Origin of the sequence: Halomonas elongata (genome assembly GCF_029081005.1) — a bacterium.
Classification (GTDB): Bacteria; Pseudomonadota; Gammaproteobacteria; order Pseudomonadales; family Halomonadaceae; genus Halomonas; species Halomonas elongata_B.
The window spans coordinates 32253-51413 of the sequence record NZ_JAJQTQ010000026.1 but is presented as its reverse complement, the minus strand read 5'-3'; the positions used below and the strand labels follow the sequence as shown (position 1 = coordinate 51413).

The following is a 19161-nucleotide window of genomic DNA, read 5'->3' as shown; positions in this document are numbered from 1 at the left end:
TAAGCCGTAAGCCGTAAGCCGTAAGCCGTAAGCCGTAAGCCGTAAGCCGTAAGCCGTAAGCCGTAAGCCGTAAGCCGCGAGCATCGAGCCACGAGATTCGAAGGGCAACCCCAAGGCAGCGTAGTTCGTCGCTCGTCGCCAGCTAGTCATCCCGCTTCGACGCGGACAACCCCCGCAAATAAAGCGCGTGCCTGACCAGCACCAGCAGGGTGAAGACGATCACCACCTCGGTATAGGCCGGCGCCAGCCAGAGCGCGAACAACGGCGCCAGAGCCGCGCTGGCCAGGGAAGCGAGTGCCGCGGTCCGACCACTCCAGGCCAGCAGGCACCATAGCAGTGCGCAGCACAGTGCCACCCGGGGTGTCAGCAAGAGCATCACGCCGAAGGCGCTGGCCACCGCCCGGCCGCCTCGAAAGCGATACCAGACGGGATAGCTGTGACCCAGCATGACGCCGAGCCCCACCAGCCCTTGCGCCCAGGGTGGCAGGTCCCCGAGCAACGCCAGCCCCAGCACCGGCATGCCCTTGACGGTATCCACCAGCAGCGTCGCCAGCGCCAGACGCATCCCGTGCAGGCGCAGCACATTGGAAAAGCCGGGATTGCAGGAGCCGGCCAGACGGGGATCGCGCACGCCGGCCAGGCGGCACACCGTCAGGGCGCCGAGCCAGGTTCCGCTGAGATAACCCAGTGCCATCAACGGCAGGGTCGTTTCAAGTGTCGTCAGCACGACCGCGCCTCGAAGCAGGGTACGAAGAGGCATTCTGCCAGCCACGCTCCGTCGAGAACAGCACCCCGCTGTCGTCAGCGACCGGGCTCGCGTACAATCGGCCGCGCCTTCACCGCCAAACGCAAACGCGCCAGGAATCCTGATGGACCTCGTACTGATCGAAGCCCTCAACGTCGATACCGTGATCGGCGTCTATGACTGGGAACGCACCATGACCCAGACACTGGTGCTGGACCTGGAGATGGCCACCGACATCCGTCCCGCCGCCACCCGCGACGCCGTCGACGAGACCCTCGACTATGCCGCGATCAGTGAGCGCATCGCCGATTTCGGCGCGACCTACCGGTTCGAGCTCGTCGAGACCTTCGCCGAGCGCCTCGCCGAGACACTGCGCCACGAGTACGCCATTCCCTGGCTACGCCTGACGCTGCGCAAGCCCGGCGCGGTACCGGCGGCCAGAGCGGTAGGAGTGCGTATCGAACGCGGCACGCGAGAGGTAGCGAACTGATGGCCCGAGTCAGCGTCAGCATCGGCAGCAACATCGAGCGCGAGCGTCACGTTTGCGCCTGTCTGGATGCCCTCGCGGACACCTTCGACAGCCTGCAGGTTTCGAGGGTCTACGAGAGTGAACCGGTGGGCTTCGAGGACGGTCGCAACTTCTATAACCTGGTGGCGCTGTTCGATTGCGACTGGACGGTGGGAGAACTGCAGGCCTGGTGCAAGCGCCTGGAAGTCGCCAACGGCCGGCTTCCCGACAGCCCCAAGTTCAGTCCGCGCACTCTGGACGTGGACCTGCTCGACGTGGGGGGACTCAATGGCGAGCACGACGGCGTCAGCCTGCCCCGTGCGGAGATATTGCATCACGCCTTCGTGCTCAAGCCCCTGGCAGAACTCCTGCCCGACACCCCCCATCCGGTGAACGGCAAGCGGTATCGTGACCTGTGGAATGCCCTGGACAGCCGGGACCAGCACCTTTGGCCGGTGAGCTTCATCTGGCGGGGACGCGACCTGTCGGATTGACCGACACTGACATGCTCATCGGGCCGCCCCCATCACCTCATCGATCGCCTCGCGACGCCGCCGCGCCAGTTCCTCGCCCAATGCCCGCCCCTTGTAGCCTTCATCGACCAGGGCTCGCGGCAGGATCTGCATCGCCAGCCGCCAGGCCAGGGCCAGGTCCTCGGCCAGGGCGGCATCGTCCAGGCTGACCAGGGCGATCAGCGGCGGCACCCGCTCGCTGCGTCGCCAGGCATCGATACCCTCGAGCCAGGCCATGACCCGCTGGCCATCGACCGCACCATCATCGTGGACCAGACGGTGCGTGTGTGCCGCCTGATCGGCCAGACGACTCACCGCCTTGGGAAGGCGCAGCCGTTCAGCCAGTCGATGCCGCGCCTCCGCTGCAAGATGCTCCACCAGGCGTGCCCAACGCCAGGGAGCCGCCTCATGGGAGGCGATATCTTCGGGCAAGCGCTGCAGTCGCCCCATGGCCTCGTCCAGTTGCCCCTCGTTCGCCACCAACTCCGGCATCAGCACCGCCAGGGCACCACAGTCATCGAGCGTCTGGAAGTAGACATCGGGCCAGGGCTCCCCCAGCGCCTTTTCGGTTTCCGTCCAGACCCGCTCGGCGACCAGATGACCGATCTCGCCACTCGTCACCAGCCGACGCATCAGCGTCAGGGTCTCGTCGGCGATGACGAAGCCGAGACCGGCATAGCGTGCCAGGAAACGCGCGACCCTCAGCACCCGCAGTGGATCCTCGATGAAGGCCGGCGAGACATGACGCAACACCCGCGCTTCAAGGTCATCGCGGCCGCCAAAGGGGTCGACCAACTCGCCCGACGGGGTCTCGGCCATGGCATTGATGGTCAGGTCTCGCCGCGCCAGGTCCTCCTCGAGAGTGACCGACGGGCTGGCGTGGATCTCGAAGCCGGTGTAGCCATGCCCTGACTTGCGCTCCGTGCGCGCCAGGGCGAACTCCTCATGACTGTCGGGGTGCAGGAAGACCGGAAAGTCACGCCCTACCGGCTTGAAACCGCGTTGCCGCATGGCCTCGGGGGTGGCGCCAACCACCACCCAGTCGACGTCGGTGACCGGCCAGCCCAGCCGGGCATCGCGCACGGCACCCCCGACTCGATAGACATCGAGGCCATCGAGACGACGATCAGGTGCCGTCGACATCGCCCGAGGCCACCCGTTCGGGATGTTGCGTTCGCCAGTCGGTGAAGCCGCCATCCAGGCTGTAGACGTCGTCGAAGCCTTGACCCGCCAGCCAGGCGGCGGCCTGCTGGCTGGAGTTGCCGTGATAACAGACCACCACCAGGGGCGTCTCGCGATCGGCCTCGGCCAGCAGCGCCGGCACTCCGTCGTTGTCCAGATGCCGGCTGCCGGGCAGATGGCCGGCAGCGAAGCTTGCCGGATCACGAATGTCGACCAGGGTCAACGGACGTGCCGCGTCCAGCCAGCCGGCCAGGGTCGCGACGTCCAGGTGTTGAAAGGATGAGGATGTCATGCAGGCCTCCGTCGTCGGCAGAAAGGGTCAGCGCCAGCCGGGCACGCTGATGCGTTCACCGGTCTCGAGATTCAGGGCGGTCAACTCGCCGCCCCAGACACAACCGGTATCCAGGGCTTCGGCACGCACTCGACTGCCCGGCGTGCGCCCCTCCAGGGCTGCCCAGTGACCGAACAGCAGGCGCGACTGATCGTCACGGGCAAACTGGAACCAGGGTGCAAAGCCTTCAGGTGCGCTGTCGAGTCCTTCCTTGGCGGCGAAGTCGAGGCACCCCTCGACATCGATGAAGCGCATCCGCGTCAAGGTATTGACGATCACTCGCTGGCGCTCGATGCCATCGAGGTCATCCCGCCAGCATGATGGCTCATTACCGTACATGCGCTCGAGGAAATGCCCGGCACGTTCTCCGCGCAAGCAGGCCTCGACCTCACCGGCCAGCCGCTCGGCCTGATCGGCTTCCCACTGCGGCGGGACACCGGCATGCGTCATCAGCGTATCGGCCCGACGCACCAGTAGCGGACGACTCTGCAACCAGTCGAGCAGTGCCTCGCGATCGGGCGCCTCGAGAATGGCCGCCAGGGTGTCCTTGCGCTTGAGCCCGGCGCCGCCCCGCGCCACGGCCAGCAAGTGCAGATCATGATTGCCGAGCACCACCTCGGCACGCTCGCCCAGCGCCATGACCTCGCGCAGGCAGTCGAGCGAGCCCGGACCTCGATTGACCAGATCGCCGGCCAGCCAGAGACGGTCGCGGCGCGGGTCGAACGACAGGCGTTCGAGCAGGGCAACGAATTCGGCATGGCAACCCTGGAGGTCACCGATGGCGTAGGTAGGCATGCTCTCTCCCGTTACGGTGAAGGCGTGACATCAATGCACCTGGTTGGGTCCGGCCAGCCGAAAGGGTGCGATGGACACCTCGAAGGGGCGCTGCGTGGCGGTGTCGACGCAGGTGAAGGCGCCTTCCATGACGCCTACCGGGCCATCGAGAATCGCCCGGCTGGTATAGCGAAAGGTCTGACCGGGACCGATCAACGGCTGCTGGCCGACCACGCCCTTGCCTCTGACTTCCTGTACCTGGCCGCTCCCCTGTGTGATCGTCCAGTGCCGCGCCATCAGTTGCATGCTGTGCCGGGAGTGATTGTGCACGGTGATGGTATAGCTGAACACATAACGCCGCTCCGCCGGCGCCGATTCGTCGGCGCAGAAGGCCGGCTCGACATCGACATGTACCTGCTCGCTCTGGGGTGCGGCATTCATCGGCTCCCCTCCTTCGTCAGGTAATCGGCGATACGCACGAATTCCGCCACCGAAAGGGTCTGGGGACGGCGCCCCGGATCGATGTCCAACGCTGCCAGCGCCTCCCCCGACAGGCGAGACTTGAGATTGTTGCGCAACGTCTTGCGCCGCTGGGCGAAGGCCTCGCGCACTACCTCGAACATCAAGGCCTCGTCCCGGGCGCGAGCCGGCGGCGTCTCGTGCGGTGTGAGGCGCACGATGGCCGATTCCACCCTGGGGCGAGGCACGAAGGCCTCGGGCGGCACGGTGAACAACGATTCGACACGACAGTGATACTGGGCCAGCACCGAAAGACGGCCGCGCTCGGCACCACCGGGTTCGGCCGAGAGACGCTCGACGACCTCCTTCTGCAGCATGAAGTGCATGTCCGCCACGGCATCGCCGGCCGACAGGAGATGCGAGATCAACGGCGTGGAAATATTGTAGGGCAAGTTCCCCACCACACGCAGCGCGGGGCCATCGCCGCGCAGCTCACGGAAATCGAACTTGAGGGCATCGCCCTCGTGGATGACGAACCCCGGCTTGTCGAAGAACTGCACGCGCAGCCCCGGTATCAGATCGCGATCCAGTTCGATCACCTCGAGCCGCCCGTCCGCCGCGTCGAGCAAGGGTTCGGTCAACGCTCCCTGGCCGGGGCCGACTTCCACGATCCGTTGATCGGCTCCGGGGCCGATGGCACGAACCAGCCGGGAAATGATGCCGGGGTCACGCAGGAAATTCTGGCCGAAGCGCTTGCGTGCGCGATGACCCGTTGGGCGGGATGACATTCGGGGGAGTCCTTCTATCGCTATGGTCTTCTCTGCCTCAATCGCCGCGCCGAACCATTTCGATGGCCAGCCTCACGGCGGTGGACAAGCTTCCCGGATCGGCCTCGCCGCGACCGGCGAGATCCAGCGCCGTGCCATGATCCACCGAGGTGCGCACCAGCGGCAGCCCCAGGGTGATATTGGCGGCGCGCCCGAAACCGGCATACTTGAGCACGGGCAGGCCCTGATCATGATACATCGCCAGGACGGCGTCGGCCCGGGCCAGATGGTGCGGGGTGAACAGGGTATCCGCCGGCAGCGGACCGTCGAGCGTCAACCCTTCGCCACGCAGCGCCTCGAGGGTCGGGATGATGACATCGAGTTCCTCGCGCCCCAGGTGTCCCGCCTCGCCGGCATGGGGATTGAGCCCGCAGACCAGGAGGCGTGGCGACGGGATGCCGAAACGGTGCCGCAACTCGGCGTCGAGGATACGCAGGATACGCGTCAGCCGCGGCCCGGTCACGGCGTCGCTCACCTCGCGCAATGGCAGATGGGTAGTGGCCAGGGCGACACGCAGCGCCGTCTCGCCATGCCATGAGGGCGACGTGGCGTGCAGGGCAGGGTCGGTGGCAAGCATCATCACCACCTCGTCGACCCCGCAGGCGTCACGCAGGTATTCGGTATGGCCCTGAAAACCGGCGTGACCGGCCTCGATGATCACCCCCTTGTGCAGAGGGGCCGTGACCATGCCCGCCGCCTCGCCGGCCCGGCAGGCAGCAACCGCCCGGGTCAGGGTCTCCAGCACATAAGCCGCATTGCGCGTGTCCAGTGTCCCCGGCCGGCACGGAGCCCGCAGTGACACCGGCCATACCGGCAGCACACCGGCGCGAGGTGCCGGTGGCGACTCGCCCGGCGAGAGGGCATGAACCGTGACGGAACGACCGATGGCACGGGCACGTTCCTCGAGCAGCGCCGGATCGCCCACCGCCACCACCCTGGCGGGAGGCGGCGACTCGCTCGCCATCATCACGGCGAGCTCGGGGCCGATACCGGCTGGCTCGCCGGTGGTCAGGGCAAGAACGGGTAAGTCGGTGTCGCTCACGACTCCGATCCGAGACGCTCTTCGACGAAGGCCTGGGAGCGAATTTCCTGCATCCAGGCTTCCATCTCGTCGCTGGCCTTGCGCTGGAACAGCGCCCGACGCGCCCGCTCGGCCGTCATGCCACCGCCCTGCTGTTCGATGAAGCGATTGACCTCGGCCTCGGAGATGCTGACCCGGCTGCCGACGCGGCGCTGCTGGATCTGGCGCATCAGGAGTTCACGACGCACCTGGTCACGCACCACGCCGAGCGACAGGCCATCGGCCTCCAGGGCATCGGCGAACTGCTCCAGGTTCATCTCGTTATTCTGGGCGATGGCCCGCACCTGACGATTGAGCTCGGTATCGTCCACGCTGAGATTGGCGTCCCGTGCCATCTGCAGCTGGATCTCCTCGACAATCAACCGATCGAGCACTTGTTGGCGCAGCGCATCGTTCGGCGGCATCTCCATGCCCTGGGCTTCCATCTGGGCACGCGTGCGCGCGACCCGATCTTCCAGTTGAGTGTTCATGATCGCGCCCTCGTTGACCACCGCCACGATGCGGTCCAGGGGCTGACGTACATCCTGGGCCATGGCGCCCACCGGCGCCAGGCCGAGGCACAGGGCCAGTGTCAGGGTGGCGAGTTGTCGGCTGCGCATGTCTATCCTTCCTTTCGTCATGAATGTTGCGAGACGTCTGCAGATGGCTGCCTTGCGAGCTTGCAGGCGACTCTCAGGGCCGGCCGAGGTCGGTGCCGCGATAGCCGGGAACCGCCGATTCGAAAAAGTGACCGGCCTCTCCGCCGACGCCACCCAGCCCCTTGAACACGAAACGTAAAAAGAGCCCGCGATCGGTGGTGTCGTCCTCGATGGTGTTGGCGGTGTCCTCGTCGTCGATCCACTCACGCCACACCAGCTGCAGACCATAGCAGCAGTCGTTCCACTGCACACCCGCCAGTTGCTCGAGCATCCGGTCGTTGGTGTTGTCGTAACGCACTCCGCCGATCAGGTCCAGGCGATTCATCGCCTTGTAGGCGAAGGAAGCGGAGAACTCTTCCCGATCGTAGGTACGCGTGTCCTCGATATCCTCGGTGGGCTCGAAGCCTTCGAGTTGCCAGCGATAGCCGAGGTTCACCACATGCCCGGCATCCGCCCGGTATTGCACATCGACCCCCGTGCTCTCGGTACGGCTCTTGCGGTCGTCGTAGAGCCACTCCCAGCGGGTACGCCAGTGATCGTCGATCCGCCAGTCGAGCTGCGTCACCCAGGGCGAACGTTGACGGGTGGCGCGATAGCGCTCGTCCGGGTCGGACGGCAGGGTGTCGGCATCCCCCTGCATGTCGATGTGGCGATCCTCGAAATAGGCCGCCTGTCCCAGACCGAAGGAAAGCCGTTCACGCCCGCTACGGTCCTCGAGGAAGCGACTGCGCACCCCGTAGGAGAGTCGGTTGAGATCGCCGACGCGATCACCGCCGCTGAAGCGATAGGGCGACCACAGCTGGTTCCAGGAGAAGGCCAGCTCCGAGGTGTCGAAGTCGGGAAACTCGCTCTGGTCCCGAGCCGGCACATAGGCATAGTTGAGCCGAGGCTCGAGGGTCTGACGGTAGGCATCCCCAGCGACATCGAGATCCCGCTCGAAGACCAGGCCTGCATCCAGGGAGGCCACCGGCAACGTACGGGTCAAGCTCTCGTCACGCTCGGTGAGGCGGTCGCCATAATCCAGCTCATAGCTGGTGTGATGCAGCTGCAGTCGCGGCTCGAGAAAGCCCCAGGTGGTATCGCCCCGCCAACCGACGGCCGGCGTCAATTGCAACCGGGCCCCGTTGGCCGCCTCGCGCAGCGGCACCTGCCGCTGCTGGTCCTTGTAATCGTAGAAACCCTGCTCGTCACCCTCGATATCGCGCCAAAAGTAGGTGGCGTTGGCATTCCACTCCTCGTAGAAACCGACATCCTGTTCCCAGCGTGCCGCAGCAGTCAGGCTCGGCAACCGATAGAAGGGCTTGTCGTTCTCGTTCAGGGGATCGTCCAGTACCTGGTAGCCCTGGGCCTTGCCCTCCAGGCGCCAGGTGTCGCCGCGGTACTCGAGCTGGGCCAGGCGTTTCATGCTCTGGGTATCGGTCTCGCCGAACGTCTGGCCGAAGTCGTCGAAATAGCGGCCATCGCTGGCGGCGCCATAGCGCAGCCGATAGCGGGTACGCTCATCGACATGGCCGGCGTGGCGGTAATCGAGATACCAGCGGGCGTCGCCGTTTTCCAGCGCCGAATACCTCGAGGCATCATCGCCGGCGCGCCGGTCGTCGGCAATGTAGGCCCCCTCGATGGCGCCGGCATCGGAGGGCAGCAAGTAGCGGTACTCCCCCCCGAGCAACAGGCCCCGGTCGCTGATCACACGCGGCGTGATGGTGGCATCCTGGTTCGGCGCGATATTCCAGTAGAACGGCTGGGCATAGTCGAGACCATCGCCGGAGACGCCGAGCGTCGGCCACAGGAAGCCGGTCTGGCGGCGCTCGTCGATGGGGAAGCGTACCCAGGGCCAGTAGAAGACGGGCACCTTGCCGACCTCGAGGCGGGCATGTCGAGCGGTGCCGAAACCGCTCTGCCGATCCAGGACGATGTCATTGCCGACCAGGCGCCACAGGTCGTTACCCGGCTCGCAGGTCGTGAAGCTGGCCTCGGTCAACTGGTAGCGTCCTTCCGCGACACGCGCCAGCTGCACGGCATCGCCACGCAACCGCTCCTCGTGGGCCACATAGTGGGCCTGGTCGATGCTTGCCGCCTCGCTGTCCAGCGAGAAGGAGGCGGCATCGCCACGCACCAGCAGATTGCGATCACGCAGCGCCAACGGGCCCTCGGCCAGCACGCGTTCGCGGGAGGCAGGCACACGCACCTGCGGCGCTTCCAGTTGAGTATCGCCACGACGCAACAGCACTTCACCGCTGAGGGTCGTCTCGCCGTCCTCACCGTACTGGCCATCATCGGCCTCGCTGGCGACCTTGCCTTCGGACGGCGCCGGCAGCCGATATGCCGGCATCCGGTAGTACCCCCGACACACGGCACCTTCGGGGCGATCCTCGCCCCAGGGCTGCCAGTCCAGCTGCTCGGCCGGCAACGACTCGGGAGGCGCCGCCCATAGCGGGGCGGTCACCATGCTCGAGGTCACGAGGCCGGCCAGGGCCGTCCAGGAGGATCGATTGCCCATGTTCAACGATGTCCTTGGCGGAGTGAATCGGTATTATACAGTCACTGTTCAAACTGTCCCGCCGACGAGCCCCTCTCATCGCCGACGACATCGGGCCTCAGCATGCGGCGACGCCCCGGGGGCGTCAACCGAAGGACGCCCCGAACTCAGACGAAACATTGAGGTGAAGATGCCAGAGGCCGACACGACCTCGCGCCAATCCGCCCTCCGCCATTGGGCTGCCGAACGTCACGGGGTCGCACCCGACGCTCTCGACCTGCACCTGGCCGCCGACGACGCCAGCTTCCGTCGCTACTTTCGGCTGGTCCTCGCCGACGGCACCCGTCGTATCCTGATGGACGCGCCCCCGGACAAGGAGGACAGCGCCCCCTTCGTGGCCATCGCACGTCGCTGGGCGGACGCCGACCTGCCGGTCCCCCGTCTCCATGCGGTGGATCTGGACACCGGCTTCCTGGAGCTCGAGGACCTCGGCGACACCCCCCTCCAGCTCTGTTTCGGGGCCTCGGAAGCGCCGGCCACCCTGGCCTGGCACGACAGGGCCCTGACGTTGCTCGACGCGCTGCAGAATCGTGCCGAACCGGTGGGGCTGCCGGCCTACGACGCCGACCTGCTGGGACGAGAGCTGGATCTCTTCCCGGTCTGGTGCCTCGACCACTGGCTGACGCTGACACCACCGCCGAGCTGGCCCACGCTGCGTCAACAACTGATCGATAACGCCCTGGCCCAGCCGGTCGTCACCGTGCACCGCGATTTCGACGCCATGAATCTGATGGTCGCCGACGACGATCTGCACCTGATCGATTTCCAGGACGCCGTGGCCGGCCCGCTGAGCTACGACCTGATCTCGCTGCTGCACGGTCGCTATTGCCGTTTCCCGGCGAGCCGGCGCCACGCCTGGATCGAAGCGTTCCGCCAGCGAGCCATGGCCGATGGCCGCCTGGACGATATCGACGCATCGTCCTTCCAGCGTTGGGCCGCCGGCATGGCCGTGCAACGCGCCCTCAAGGTCATCGGCATCTTCTGCCGCCTGACCCTGCGCGACGGACGTCAGGGCTATCTGGCTCGCGTGCCTCATTTCCTCGATCACCTTGAGGATGCACTGGCGGAACAGGACGAGTTCGCCGACTTCCGCGACTGGGTCGCCTACACCCTCCGCCCTGCCCTGCTGGCGAAACTGGAAGCCCAGGGCATCGCCTGGGAGCGCGTGGCATGAAGGCGATGATCCTGGCCGCAGGACTCGGCACGCGCATGCGCCCGCTGACCGACCACTGCCCCAAGCCGCTGCTGGACGTGGGCGGCAAGCCGCTGATCGTCCACCACCTGGAGCGGCTCGCCCATGCCGGCATTCGGGACCTGGTGATCAATGTCAGCTACCGCGCCGAACAGATCGTCGACGCCCTGGGTGACGGCAGCGCCTACGGGGTTTCCATCGCCTGGAGCCATGAAACGACGCCCCTGGAGACCGGTGGCGGTATCCGCCAGGCCCTGCCATTGCTGGGCGATATGCCCTTCCTGCTCGTCAACGGCGATGTCTGGTGCGACCTCGATCCCGCCACGCTACCGTCGTCGCTGGGCAGCGACCTGGCGCGGCTGGTACTGGTCGACAACCCGGCCCATCATCCCGAGGGCGATTTCCTCCTCGATGCCAACAGTCGCGTTCGAGAAGGACCGGGCCCCCGACTGACCTATGCCGGCATCGCCCAGATCGCTCCGGCACTGGTGGCCGACCGTGCCGAGGGCGCCTTCGCCCTGGCACCCCTGCTCCGCGCGGCCATCGCCGACGGTCGAATTGCCGGCCATCACCATCAGGGGCACTGGGTCGACGTGGGCACCCCGGAACGACTCGCCACCCTGGACCAGGCCTTGCGGGGCTGAGTTGGAAGCGGGCAACTGCTATGCTGCTCCTCCCCTACTCCTCCTCTGAACAAGGATACCTTGCCCCATGAAAGCCAGCGTCAAGTGGACAGACGGTCGCCAGTTCGTCACCGAATCCGGCAGTGGCCATAGCGTGGTCATCGATGGCCCGCCCGATCACGGCGGTCGCAATACCGGTCCGCGTCCGATGGAGATGCTGCTGATGGGACTCGGCGCCTGCACCTCCTTCGACGTGCTGGAAATCCTCGAGAAGTCCCGTGCTCCGGTATCGGACTGCGTGGCCAGCATCGAGGCCGAACGCGCCGACAGCGTGCCCAGCGTCTTCACCAGGATCCATGTGCACTTTACCGTCAGCGGCCAGGGCCTCAAGGAGAAACAGGTCAAGCGCGCGGTGGAACTCTCCGCCGACAAGTATTGCAGCGCCTCGATCATGCTGGCCAACGGCGGGGTCGAGGTGACGCACTCCTTCACCATCGTCGAGCAATGAGACACCTCGCCCAGGCCCGGCGGGAAAAAACATGGCTTGTCGGGTGCGCGCCCACCGCCGGCTGTGCATAATACGCGCCTTTCCATCGCCACGCGGGTTCCGGCGCCGCTCGTCGGGATGAACACCATCAGCCATATCGAAGGAGGCTCGGACGTGACCGGCAATCTCCGACTCCACGGGTTCAACAACCTGACCAGCTCCCTGAGCTTCAACATCTACGACATCTGCTACGCCAAGACCGAGGAACAGCGGCGCGCCTACATCGATTACATCGACGAGCTCTACAATGCCGAGCGTCTCACCCAGATCCTCAAGGATGTCACCAACATCATCGGCGCCCAGGTGCTCAACATCTCTCGCCAGGACTACGAGCCCCATGGTGCCAGCGTGACCATCCTGATCGCCGAGCACGAGCTGGAAGAGACGGACCCCGAGCAGATGGAACCTGGCCCCGGCCCCCTGCCGGAGACCGTCGTGGCGCATCTGGACAAGAGCCACGTCACGGTGCACAGCTATCCCGAATCCCACCCGGACAACGGCATCAGCACCTTTCGCCTGGACATCGACGTCTCCACCTGCGGCCAGATCAGCCCGCTGAAGGCGCTCAACTACCTGATCCACAGCTTCGACTCCGACATCGTGACCATGGACTACCGGGTGCGCGGCTTCACCCGGGACGTGGACGGCAAGAAGTTGTTCATCGATCACGACATCACCTCCATCCAGGACTACCTGGCCGAGGACACCAAGCGCGCCTACCAGATGATCGACGTCAACGTGTATCAGGAGAACATGTTCCACACCAAGATGCTGCTCAAGGACTTCGCGCTGGACAACTACCTGTTCGGCACGTCGCGTCGCGATATCTCCTTCGAGGAAGCCCGCGACATCGAGGGACGACTGCGCAAGGAAATGCTCGAGATCTTCTACTCGCGCAACATGGACTAGCCCGCGCGGAGCGCGGGAGCCTTAAGCGGTAAGCTTGAAGCTGGAAGAAAAAGCGCCCCCCACCCCGGCAAGATCGGGGTGGGGGGCGCTTTTTGGGGTTTCTTCCAGCTTACGGCTTCAAGCTTCCAGCTTAGAGCCTGTAGACCGATTTGGTCATCACCCTCGACATCAGCGTCATGCCCGCCTTGACCGGAGCCGGGAAACGGGCCCCGCCCGCCTCCAGCGCCTGCTGGGCATGATGCGCCTCGTCGATGGCCATCTGGCGAAGGACCGCCCTGGAACGACGGTCGCCGGACGGCAGCTTTTCCATGTGCTCGTCGAGATGGCGGCCCACCTGCTCTTCGGTGGCAGCCACGAAACCCAGACTGACACGATCACCCACGGCCCCCGCCACGGCACCGATGCCGAAGGAGGCCGCATAGAACAGTGGATTCAGCAGGCTGGTACGGCCATCGAGCTCCTGCAGGCGGGCATCGCACCAGGCCAGATGATCGACCTCCTCCTGGGCGGCCTCCTCCATCTGGCCACGGATCTCGGGCAGCTTGGCGGTCAGCCCCTGGCCCTGATACAGCGCCTGGGCACAGACCTCACCGGTATGATTGATTCGCATCAGCCCAGCAGCATGGTGGCGCTGCTCCTCGTCGAGCGCCTCGTCCTCCACCTCGTCGGTGGCGGGTGAAGGACGCGAGGGCTGAGCCGCCCTGGGCACCAGGGTGCGCAATACGGTATCGAACTGGTGGATCAGGTCGTCGGCGCGGGAATATTGGCGAGTCATGGCACCCCCTTGTGCGGTCGGTGACGCCATTGTAACCGAGCGCCTCGCCAGGCACAGCGCCCGCGAAGCAAAACGCCGCCTCACGGGCGGCGCAGATGCACCCGATGCGTCGAGCGCTTTCGGTAGCACGGCCTGGCGCCGCGCGGGTTCCGGCTATCCAGCCGGCCAAGTGAAGCGACGACCGCCCATCAGGTGCATATGAATATGATAGACCGTCTGGCCGCCCTGGTCATTGCAGTTCATCACCACGCGATAACCATCGTCGGCGAATCCCTGCTCCCTGGCCAGGTGTGCGGCGGTGTACTGGAGGCGTCCCACCAGGGCCAGATCGCCCTCTTCGATATCGTTCAGGGTCGCGATGTGCTTCTTCGGCACCACCAGCATATGGGTCGGCGCCTTGGGGTCGATATCGTTGAAGGCCAGGACATCATCGTCCTCATAGACGATATCGGAGGGAATCTCGCGATTGATGATCTTGCAGAACAGGCAATCCATGTCGGGCTCCGATCGGGTTGAATACTGGATGAGGCTGTCAGGTCATGAGGTTACCCCGCGTTCTCTCTCCTGTCAGTCATCATGGATGACTTAGAGGAAACACTGCACAAATGCCTGCGCGGGCAAATCACTGCGCTATAGCCGCCATCCATGGCGGCTACCCTGCGGGCCCGTCTAAAGACGGTTCAAATTCGCTCCTGGCGAATTTGTGCGCGGTGCTCGGAATCCTCACCTATACCCCATAGGCTCCGGTTGACTCGAAACCTCCGGTTTCTCGCCCCTTCGGGGCCATCCTTCGGATGTTTGTCGCTCCGCTCGGTGCTGTGCTCCGTGCGCCTTGCAATTCGCACCGCTCGTCGATTTGTTCAGCGCTTCCTTAGACATTGGTCTTGTCTCTATTGCCCTCGAGGGAATGGCTGCCTAGCCTCTTTATGTTGACGTTAACATTAAATCCCGAATTGTCGCGCCGGGGCTCGCGACGCCTGACCCGAAGGCCCAGGCGATACCTCGCTCGGCGAAACACCATGAACAGGAGACAGCGAAATGACGAATGAATTGACCGGCAAGGTGGCCGCGGTGACCGGCGCGGCATCAGGCATTGGACTGGCCAGTGTCGAGGCAATAATTGCCTCGGGCGCCCGAGTGGTCATGATCGACCGTGACGAAGCGGCCCTGAGGAAAGTCCGCGAGACGCTGGGCGAAGCCGCGATTCCACTGGTCATCGACCTGCTCGACCCGAGAGACTGCGCGACGCTGTTGTCGCAGGTCCTGGAAAAGACCGGACAGCTCGACATCTTCCACGCCAATGCCGGCAGCTACATCGGCGGTGACCTGCTCGATACCGACCCGGACGCCATCGACCGGATGATCAGCCTGAACGTCAGCGTGGTGATGAAGAATGTCCATAATATCCTGCCGCACATGATCGAGCGCGGTACGGGAGACATCATGGTGACAAGCTCGGTGGCGGGGCACTTCCCCGTTCCCTGGGAGCCTGTCTATGCCTCGTCCAAGTGGGCCATGACCAACTTTGTACAGACGGTCCGGCGTCAGGTCCTGAAACACGGTATCCGAGTCGCTTCCGTCTCGCCGGGCCCCGTCAACAGCGCCCTGCTGGCCGACTGGCCCGAAGAGAACCTGCGCAAGGCGAAGGAATCCGGCAGCATCATCGAGCCCGCCGAGGTGGCCGATGCCATCATGTACATGCTGACCCGTCCTCGACATGTGACCATTCGGGACATGGTGGTCCTGCCGAGCAACTTCGATCTTTGAGCCAACGTCCGACGGCATGATCCCTGGAGCAGCCTGTCGGCTGAAAGTCGCGCCATCATCGCCGGCCCGACAGTGCCCCATGGCGATGGCCCGAAGGCGTATCGAGCCCTCCCGGCACCCCAGCGCATGGTTCGACAGACACTAGACATTGGTCGCAAGTCCATTGACCCGCTCGACAGGGCTTTCTAGCCTTCAAAATGTTGACGTTAACATTACATCGACACTGCACTATCCCTAACGAGACAAGAACAAATCTGGAGCCCAACATGAAGATCAGCGAGATCGCAGCACGCTGCCGCAAGACCGCCCTCATTACCGCCTGTGCGCTCCCTCTTGGCGCAGGCGCAGGCACCGCCTCGGCCGACGAGTCGGACCTGACCATCGGCATGTCCTTCCAGGAGCTCAACAACGAATACTTCGTGACCATGCAGGAGGCGCTCGAAAGCGCCGCCGACAGCCTCGGCGCCGAGGTGATCACGACCGATGCCCGCCATGACGTCGCCAAGCAGGTCAGCGATGTCGAAGACATGATTCAGCGCGGCATCGATATTCTTCTGCTCAACCCGGCCGACTCGGTCGGTGTCGAGACAGCGGTTCTGGCCGCCGAGGAAGCTGGCGTCACCACGATCGCCATCGATGCCCAGGCCAACGGCCCGGTGGATGGTTTCGTGGGTTCCAGGAACTACGACGCCGGCTACAAGGCCTGCGATTACCTGGCAAAGCAGCTCGATGGCGAAGGTCAGGTAGCCTTGCTTGACGGTATTCCGGTCGTGCCGATCCTGCAGCGCATCGAAGGCTGCACCGCGGCACTCGATGAGTATGCCGGAATCGAAGTGGTCGACAAGCAGAACGGTCGCCAGGAGCGCACCCACGCCATGACGGTGACCGAGAACATCATCCAGGCCAACCCGGAGCTCGATGGCCTGTTCAGCGTCAACGACATCGGTGCCCTGGGTTCGCTGATCGCCATCAACGCCAGCGGTCAGGATATCAAGCTGGTCAGCGTCGACGGTCACCCCGAGGCCGTTGCCGAGATCCAGAAGCCCGATTCCTCCTTCATTGCCACCTCCGCCCAGTATCCTCGCGACATGGTGCGCCTGGGGCTCGGCCTGGGACTGGCCAAGCACTGGGGCGCCAGCACGGCTCCCGCCGAGATCCCCATCGATGTGGAATTGATCGATCACGAGAAGGCTGCCGATTTCAGCTGGTAACCCTCGCTCCCAGACGCTGACAAGGTGTGCCGCCTCGGGCGGCACACGAGGATACCCCCATGACGCCACTACTCTCCCTGCGACACATCTCGAAGTCGTTCCCCGGGGTGAAGGCCTTGCAGGATGTATCGCTCGATGTCCACGCCGGAGAGGTGCATGCCCTGCTCGGCGAGAACGGGGCCGGCAAGTCGACCCTGATGAAGGTCCTCTGCGGCATCTACCGACAGGACGAGGGCGACATCGTCGTCGATGGCCAGGCTCGCGACTTCCATGGTTACCAGGACGCCCTCGACGCCGGGATCGGCATCATCTTCCAGGAGTTCAGCCTGATTCCCGACCTGGATGCCGTGGACAACATCTTCCTCGGCCGCGAGAAACGCAACCGTCTCGGACTGCGCGACCGGGCCGGCATGATCCGTGAGGCCCGGCGCCTGTTCGACCGCCTCAATGTCTCGATCCCCCTCGACCTTCCCATCGCCGAGCTGAGCATTGCCGACCAGCAGTTCATCGAGATCGCCAAGGCCCTGTCGCTGGATGCCCGCCTGCTGGTCCTTGACGAGCCGACCGCGACCCTGACGCCCAGCGAAGCCGACCACTTGTTCACCATCATGCGCGAGTTACGTCAGCAGGGTGTCGGGATGGTGTTCATTTCGCATCACATGGAGGAGATCTTCACCATCTGCGATCGCGTCACCGTGATGCGCGATGGCGAGAAGGTCGACGACTGCGATACCCACGCGACCACGCCTGACGACCTGATCGAGAAGATGGTCGGCCGGCGCGTCGAGAACATTTTCCCCGACTACCGTTGCGATGCCGACCATGACGACATCGTGCTGGATATTCAGGCCCTGCGACTCGAGGCAGACGGCCCCGACCACTCATTGAAGCTCCGCCGCGGCGAAATACTGGGCTTCGCCGGCCTGGTGGGCTCGGGGCGCACCGAACTGGCCAGAGGGCTGATCGGCGCGACTCGCCCCGTCCATGCCAGCGTTCGTATCGAGGGCCAGCCGGTCAAGCTTCGTCACCCCGCCGCCGCCCTCAAGCACGGCATAGGTCTGCTGCCGGAAAGTCGCAAGACACAGGGCCTGATCCTGCCGTTCTCATGCCGTGACAACATTTCATTGAACAACCTGACCCAGTTCCAGGGAAGCCTGCCACTGCTTCGCCGCCGCCAGGAATCGCGTACCACCGCTGACTTGATGGCAGCGGTACGCGTCAAGGCCCCCGGTCCCGAAACCCCCGTCGGCGACCTCAGCGGTGGCAACCAGCAGAAGGTCGTCATTGCACGCTGGCTGGGCCACCAATGCAAAGTACTGATCTTCGATGAGCCGACACGAGGAATCGACGTCGGTGCCAAGGCGGAGATCTACGCCCTGATGAAGGAGCTTACCGCTCAGGGAGTATCCATCATCATGATTTCCTCGGAACTTCCCGAAGTGCTCGGCCTGTGTGACCGCGCCGCGGTCTTCTATCAAGGGCGAATCGCCGCCGAACTCGAAGGCAGTGCACTCGACTCGCAATCCATCATGCATCATGCCACGGGGGGACTCAGCTCATGAGCCAGCTCGCCTCAACACCCGGTACGGCCCGTCAGCCCCTCACCGCACGACTGGCCCGCTGGCGCCGCACCCCGGTCTTCTATCCGCTGATCGGTTTCATCGTCGTCTTTTTCGCCATGGCGATGATCAACGACAACTTCCTGACCTCGAGCAACCTCGCCAACCTGGCGCGTCAGGCATCCATCATCGCCATCATCGCGGTAGGCATGAGCCTGGCCATTCTCACCGGCGGCATCGACCTGTCGGTCGGTCCGGTAATGGCCCTGTCGGGTACCATCATGGCCGGCCTGATGGTCGCCGGCGTGCCTCCGGTACTGGCCATCATCCTTGGCCTGCTGGTCGGCGCCGCCTTCGGTGCCTTCAATGGCGTCTTCGTGGCCTTCGCCGGCATGCCACCGATCATCGTCACCCTCGCCACCATGGGTATCGCCCGCGGGCTCGGTCTGATCTATACCGGCGGCTACCCGATTTCCGGCCTGCCGCCGGAATTCGCGTTTTTCGGACGCGGTACGCTGGCGGGCATCGAGATGCCGATCCTGATCATGATCGCCGTCTATGCGCTCGGGTATGTGCTGCTCGGCCATACCGCGACCGGGCGCTACCTGTATGCCATCGGCGGCAACGAAGAAGCGACCCGGCTATCCGGTATTCGCGTCTCGCGCTACAAACTGCTGGTCTACACCCTGAGCGGAACGACCGCCGCCATCGCCGGCCTGATCCTGACATCGCGCCTGATGAGCGGCCAGCCCAACGCCGGCGTCGGTTTCGAGCTGGATGCCATCGCCGCCGTGGTACTTGGCGGGGCCGCCATCACCGGCGGGCGAGGCATGATCCTCGGCACCCTGGTCGGCGCCATGCTGCTCGGCGTGCTCAACAACGGCCTCAACCTGATGGGGGTCTCGCCCTACCTCCAGAATGTCATCAAGGGCCTGATCATCCTCCTGGCGATCTACATCAGCCGCAAACGCGCCCTCTGACC

General features: G+C 64.8%; 21 protein-coding genes. 10 read left to right on the top strand and 11 right to left on the bottom strand.

Annotated features, from left to right (window positions below):
* Positions 1-142: 142 nt before the first annotated feature.
* Positions 143-727 carry a glycerol-3-phosphate acyltransferase gene (locus LU493_RS15955; protein WP_275288791.1) on the bottom strand — a complete coding sequence of 195 codons (585 nt, stop codon included), beginning with the start codon at positions 725-727 and terminating at the stop codon, positions 143-145.
* A gap of 142 nt (positions 728-869) precedes the next feature.
* Between LU493_RS15955 and folB the strand changes: the two genes are divergently transcribed.
* Positions 870-1235: a dihydroneopterin aldolase gene (folB, locus tag LU493_RS15950; protein WP_275288790.1), complete on the top strand. Its 366-nt coding sequence runs from the start codon at positions 870-872 to the stop codon at positions 1233-1235.
* On the top strand, positions 1235-1747 hold the full coding sequence (gene folK, locus LU493_RS15945; protein ID WP_275288789.1) for a 2-amino-4-hydroxy-6-hydroxymethyldihydropteridine diphosphokinase: 513 nt from the start codon (positions 1235-1237) through the stop codon (positions 1745-1747). Before folB ends, folK begins: the two co-directional genes overlap by 1 nt.
* 15 nt (positions 1748-1762) lie before the next feature.
* Here folK and LU493_RS15940 read toward each other — a convergent pair whose 3' ends face one another.
* The 8 genes from LU493_RS15940 to LU493_RS15905 all read right to left on the bottom strand — a co-directional run bounded on the left by LU493_RS15940 (position 1763) and on the right by LU493_RS15905 (position 9557).
* Positions 1763-2908 carry a polynucleotide adenylyltransferase gene (locus LU493_RS15940; protein WP_275288788.1) on the bottom strand — a complete coding sequence of 382 codons (1146 nt, stop codon included), beginning with the start codon at positions 2906-2908 and terminating at the stop codon, positions 1763-1765.
* Positions 2892-3239, bottom strand: coding sequence for a thiosulfate sulfurtransferase GlpE (glpE, locus tag LU493_RS15935; RefSeq protein ID WP_275288787.1), 348 nt, complete (start codon positions 3237-3239; stop codon positions 2892-2894). Before glpE ends, LU493_RS15940 begins: the two co-directional genes overlap by 17 nt.
* Before the next feature lie 27 nt (positions 3240-3266).
* Entirely contained in the window at positions 3267-4073 is an 807-nt protein-coding gene (locus LU493_RS15930; RefSeq protein WP_275288786.1) for a symmetrical bis(5'-nucleosyl)-tetraphosphatase, read from the bottom strand.
* A gap of 30 nt (positions 4074-4103) precedes the next feature.
* On the bottom strand, positions 4104-4493 hold the full coding sequence (gene apaG / locus LU493_RS15925; protein WP_275288785.1) for a Co2+/Mg2+ efflux protein ApaG: 390 nt from the start codon (positions 4491-4493) through the stop codon (positions 4104-4106).
* Positions 4490-5299: a 16S rRNA (adenine(1518)-N(6)/adenine(1519)-N(6))-dimethyltransferase RsmA gene (gene rsmA / locus LU493_RS15920; RefSeq protein ID WP_275288784.1), complete on the bottom strand. Its 810-nt coding sequence runs from the start codon at positions 5297-5299 to the stop codon at positions 4490-4492. Before rsmA ends, apaG begins: the two co-directional genes overlap by 4 nt.
* A 37-nt stretch (positions 5300-5336) precedes the next feature.
* Positions 5337-6380, bottom strand: a complete 1044-nt coding sequence (gene pdxA / locus LU493_RS15915) for a 4-hydroxythreonine-4-phosphate dehydrogenase PdxA (RefSeq protein ID WP_275288783.1) — start codon at positions 6378-6380, stop codon at positions 5337-5339.
* On the bottom strand, positions 6377-7018 hold the full coding sequence (locus LU493_RS15910) for a SurA N-terminal domain-containing protein (RefSeq protein WP_275288782.1): 642 nt from the start codon (positions 7016-7018) through the stop codon (positions 6377-6379). Before LU493_RS15910 ends, pdxA begins: the two co-directional genes overlap by 4 nt.
* Positions 7019-7091: 73 nt before the next feature.
* Positions 7092-9557, bottom strand: coding sequence for an LPS-assembly protein LptD (locus LU493_RS15905; RefSeq protein WP_275288781.1), 2466 nt, complete (start codon positions 9555-9557; stop codon positions 7092-7094).
* Between the two features lie 169 nt (positions 9558-9726).
* Between LU493_RS15905 and LU493_RS15900 the strand changes: the two genes are divergently transcribed.
* The 4 genes from LU493_RS15900 to speD all read left to right on the top strand — a co-directional run bounded on the left by LU493_RS15900 (position 9727) and on the right by speD (position 12867).
* A complete protein-coding gene (locus tag LU493_RS15900; protein ID WP_275288780.1) occupies positions 9727-10770 on the top strand; it encodes an aminoglycoside phosphotransferase family protein in 1044 nt (347 codons plus the stop codon).
* Positions 10767-11432, top strand: coding sequence for an N-acetylmuramate alpha-1-phosphate uridylyltransferase MurU (murU, locus tag LU493_RS15895; protein WP_275288779.1), 666 nt, complete (start codon positions 10767-10769; stop codon positions 11430-11432). Before LU493_RS15900 ends, murU begins: the two co-directional genes overlap by 4 nt.
* A gap of 67 nt (positions 11433-11499) precedes the next feature.
* The gene (locus tag LU493_RS15890) at positions 11500-11919 is read left to right on the top strand and encodes an OsmC family protein (protein ID WP_275288778.1); all 420 of its coding nucleotides are present in this window, start codon (positions 11500-11502) and stop codon (positions 11917-11919) included.
* A 153-nt stretch (positions 11920-12072) separates the two neighbouring features.
* The gene (speD, locus tag LU493_RS15885) at positions 12073-12867 is read left to right on the top strand and encodes an adenosylmethionine decarboxylase (RefSeq protein ID WP_275288777.1); all 795 of its coding nucleotides are present in this window, start codon (positions 12073-12075) and stop codon (positions 12865-12867) included.
* A 130-nt stretch (positions 12868-12997) separates the two neighbouring features.
* Here speD and coq7 read toward each other — a convergent pair whose 3' ends face one another.
* Both coq7 and LU493_RS15875 read right to left on the bottom strand, forming a co-directional pair.
* Positions 12998-13642, bottom strand: coding sequence for a 2-polyprenyl-3-methyl-6-methoxy-1,4-benzoquinone monooxygenase (gene coq7 / locus LU493_RS15880; RefSeq protein ID WP_275288776.1), 645 nt, complete (start codon positions 13640-13642; stop codon positions 12998-13000).
* 153 nt (positions 13643-13795) lie between these two features.
* Positions 13796-14137: a histidine triad nucleotide-binding protein gene (locus tag LU493_RS15875; protein ID WP_275288775.1), complete on the bottom strand. Its 342-nt coding sequence runs from the start codon at positions 14135-14137 to the stop codon at positions 13796-13798.
* A gap of 543 nt (positions 14138-14680) precedes the next feature.
* On the opposite strand from LU493_RS15875, the gene LU493_RS15870 reads away from it, so the two are divergent.
* The 4 genes from LU493_RS15870 (at position 14681) to LU493_RS15855 (ending at position 19159) form a co-directional block, all read left to right on the top strand.
* On the top strand, positions 14681-15409 hold the full coding sequence (locus LU493_RS15870) for an SDR family oxidoreductase (RefSeq protein WP_275288774.1): 729 nt from the start codon (positions 14681-14683) through the stop codon (positions 15407-15409).
* Positions 15410-15675: 266 nt separating this feature from the next.
* Positions 15676-16620, top strand: a complete 945-nt coding sequence (locus LU493_RS15865; protein ID WP_275288773.1) for an ABC transporter substrate-binding protein — start codon at positions 15676-15678, stop codon at positions 16618-16620.
* A 59-nt stretch (positions 16621-16679) separates the two neighbouring features.
* Positions 16680-18182, top strand: a complete 1503-nt coding sequence (locus LU493_RS15860) for a sugar ABC transporter ATP-binding protein (protein ID WP_275288772.1) — start codon at positions 16680-16682, stop codon at positions 18180-18182.
* Positions 18179-19159: an ABC transporter permease gene (locus tag LU493_RS15855; protein WP_275288771.1), complete on the top strand. Its 981-nt coding sequence runs from the start codon at positions 18179-18181 to the stop codon at positions 19157-19159. Before LU493_RS15860 ends, LU493_RS15855 begins: the two co-directional genes overlap by 4 nt.
* The last annotated feature ends 2 nt before the right edge of the window (positions 19160-19161 follow it).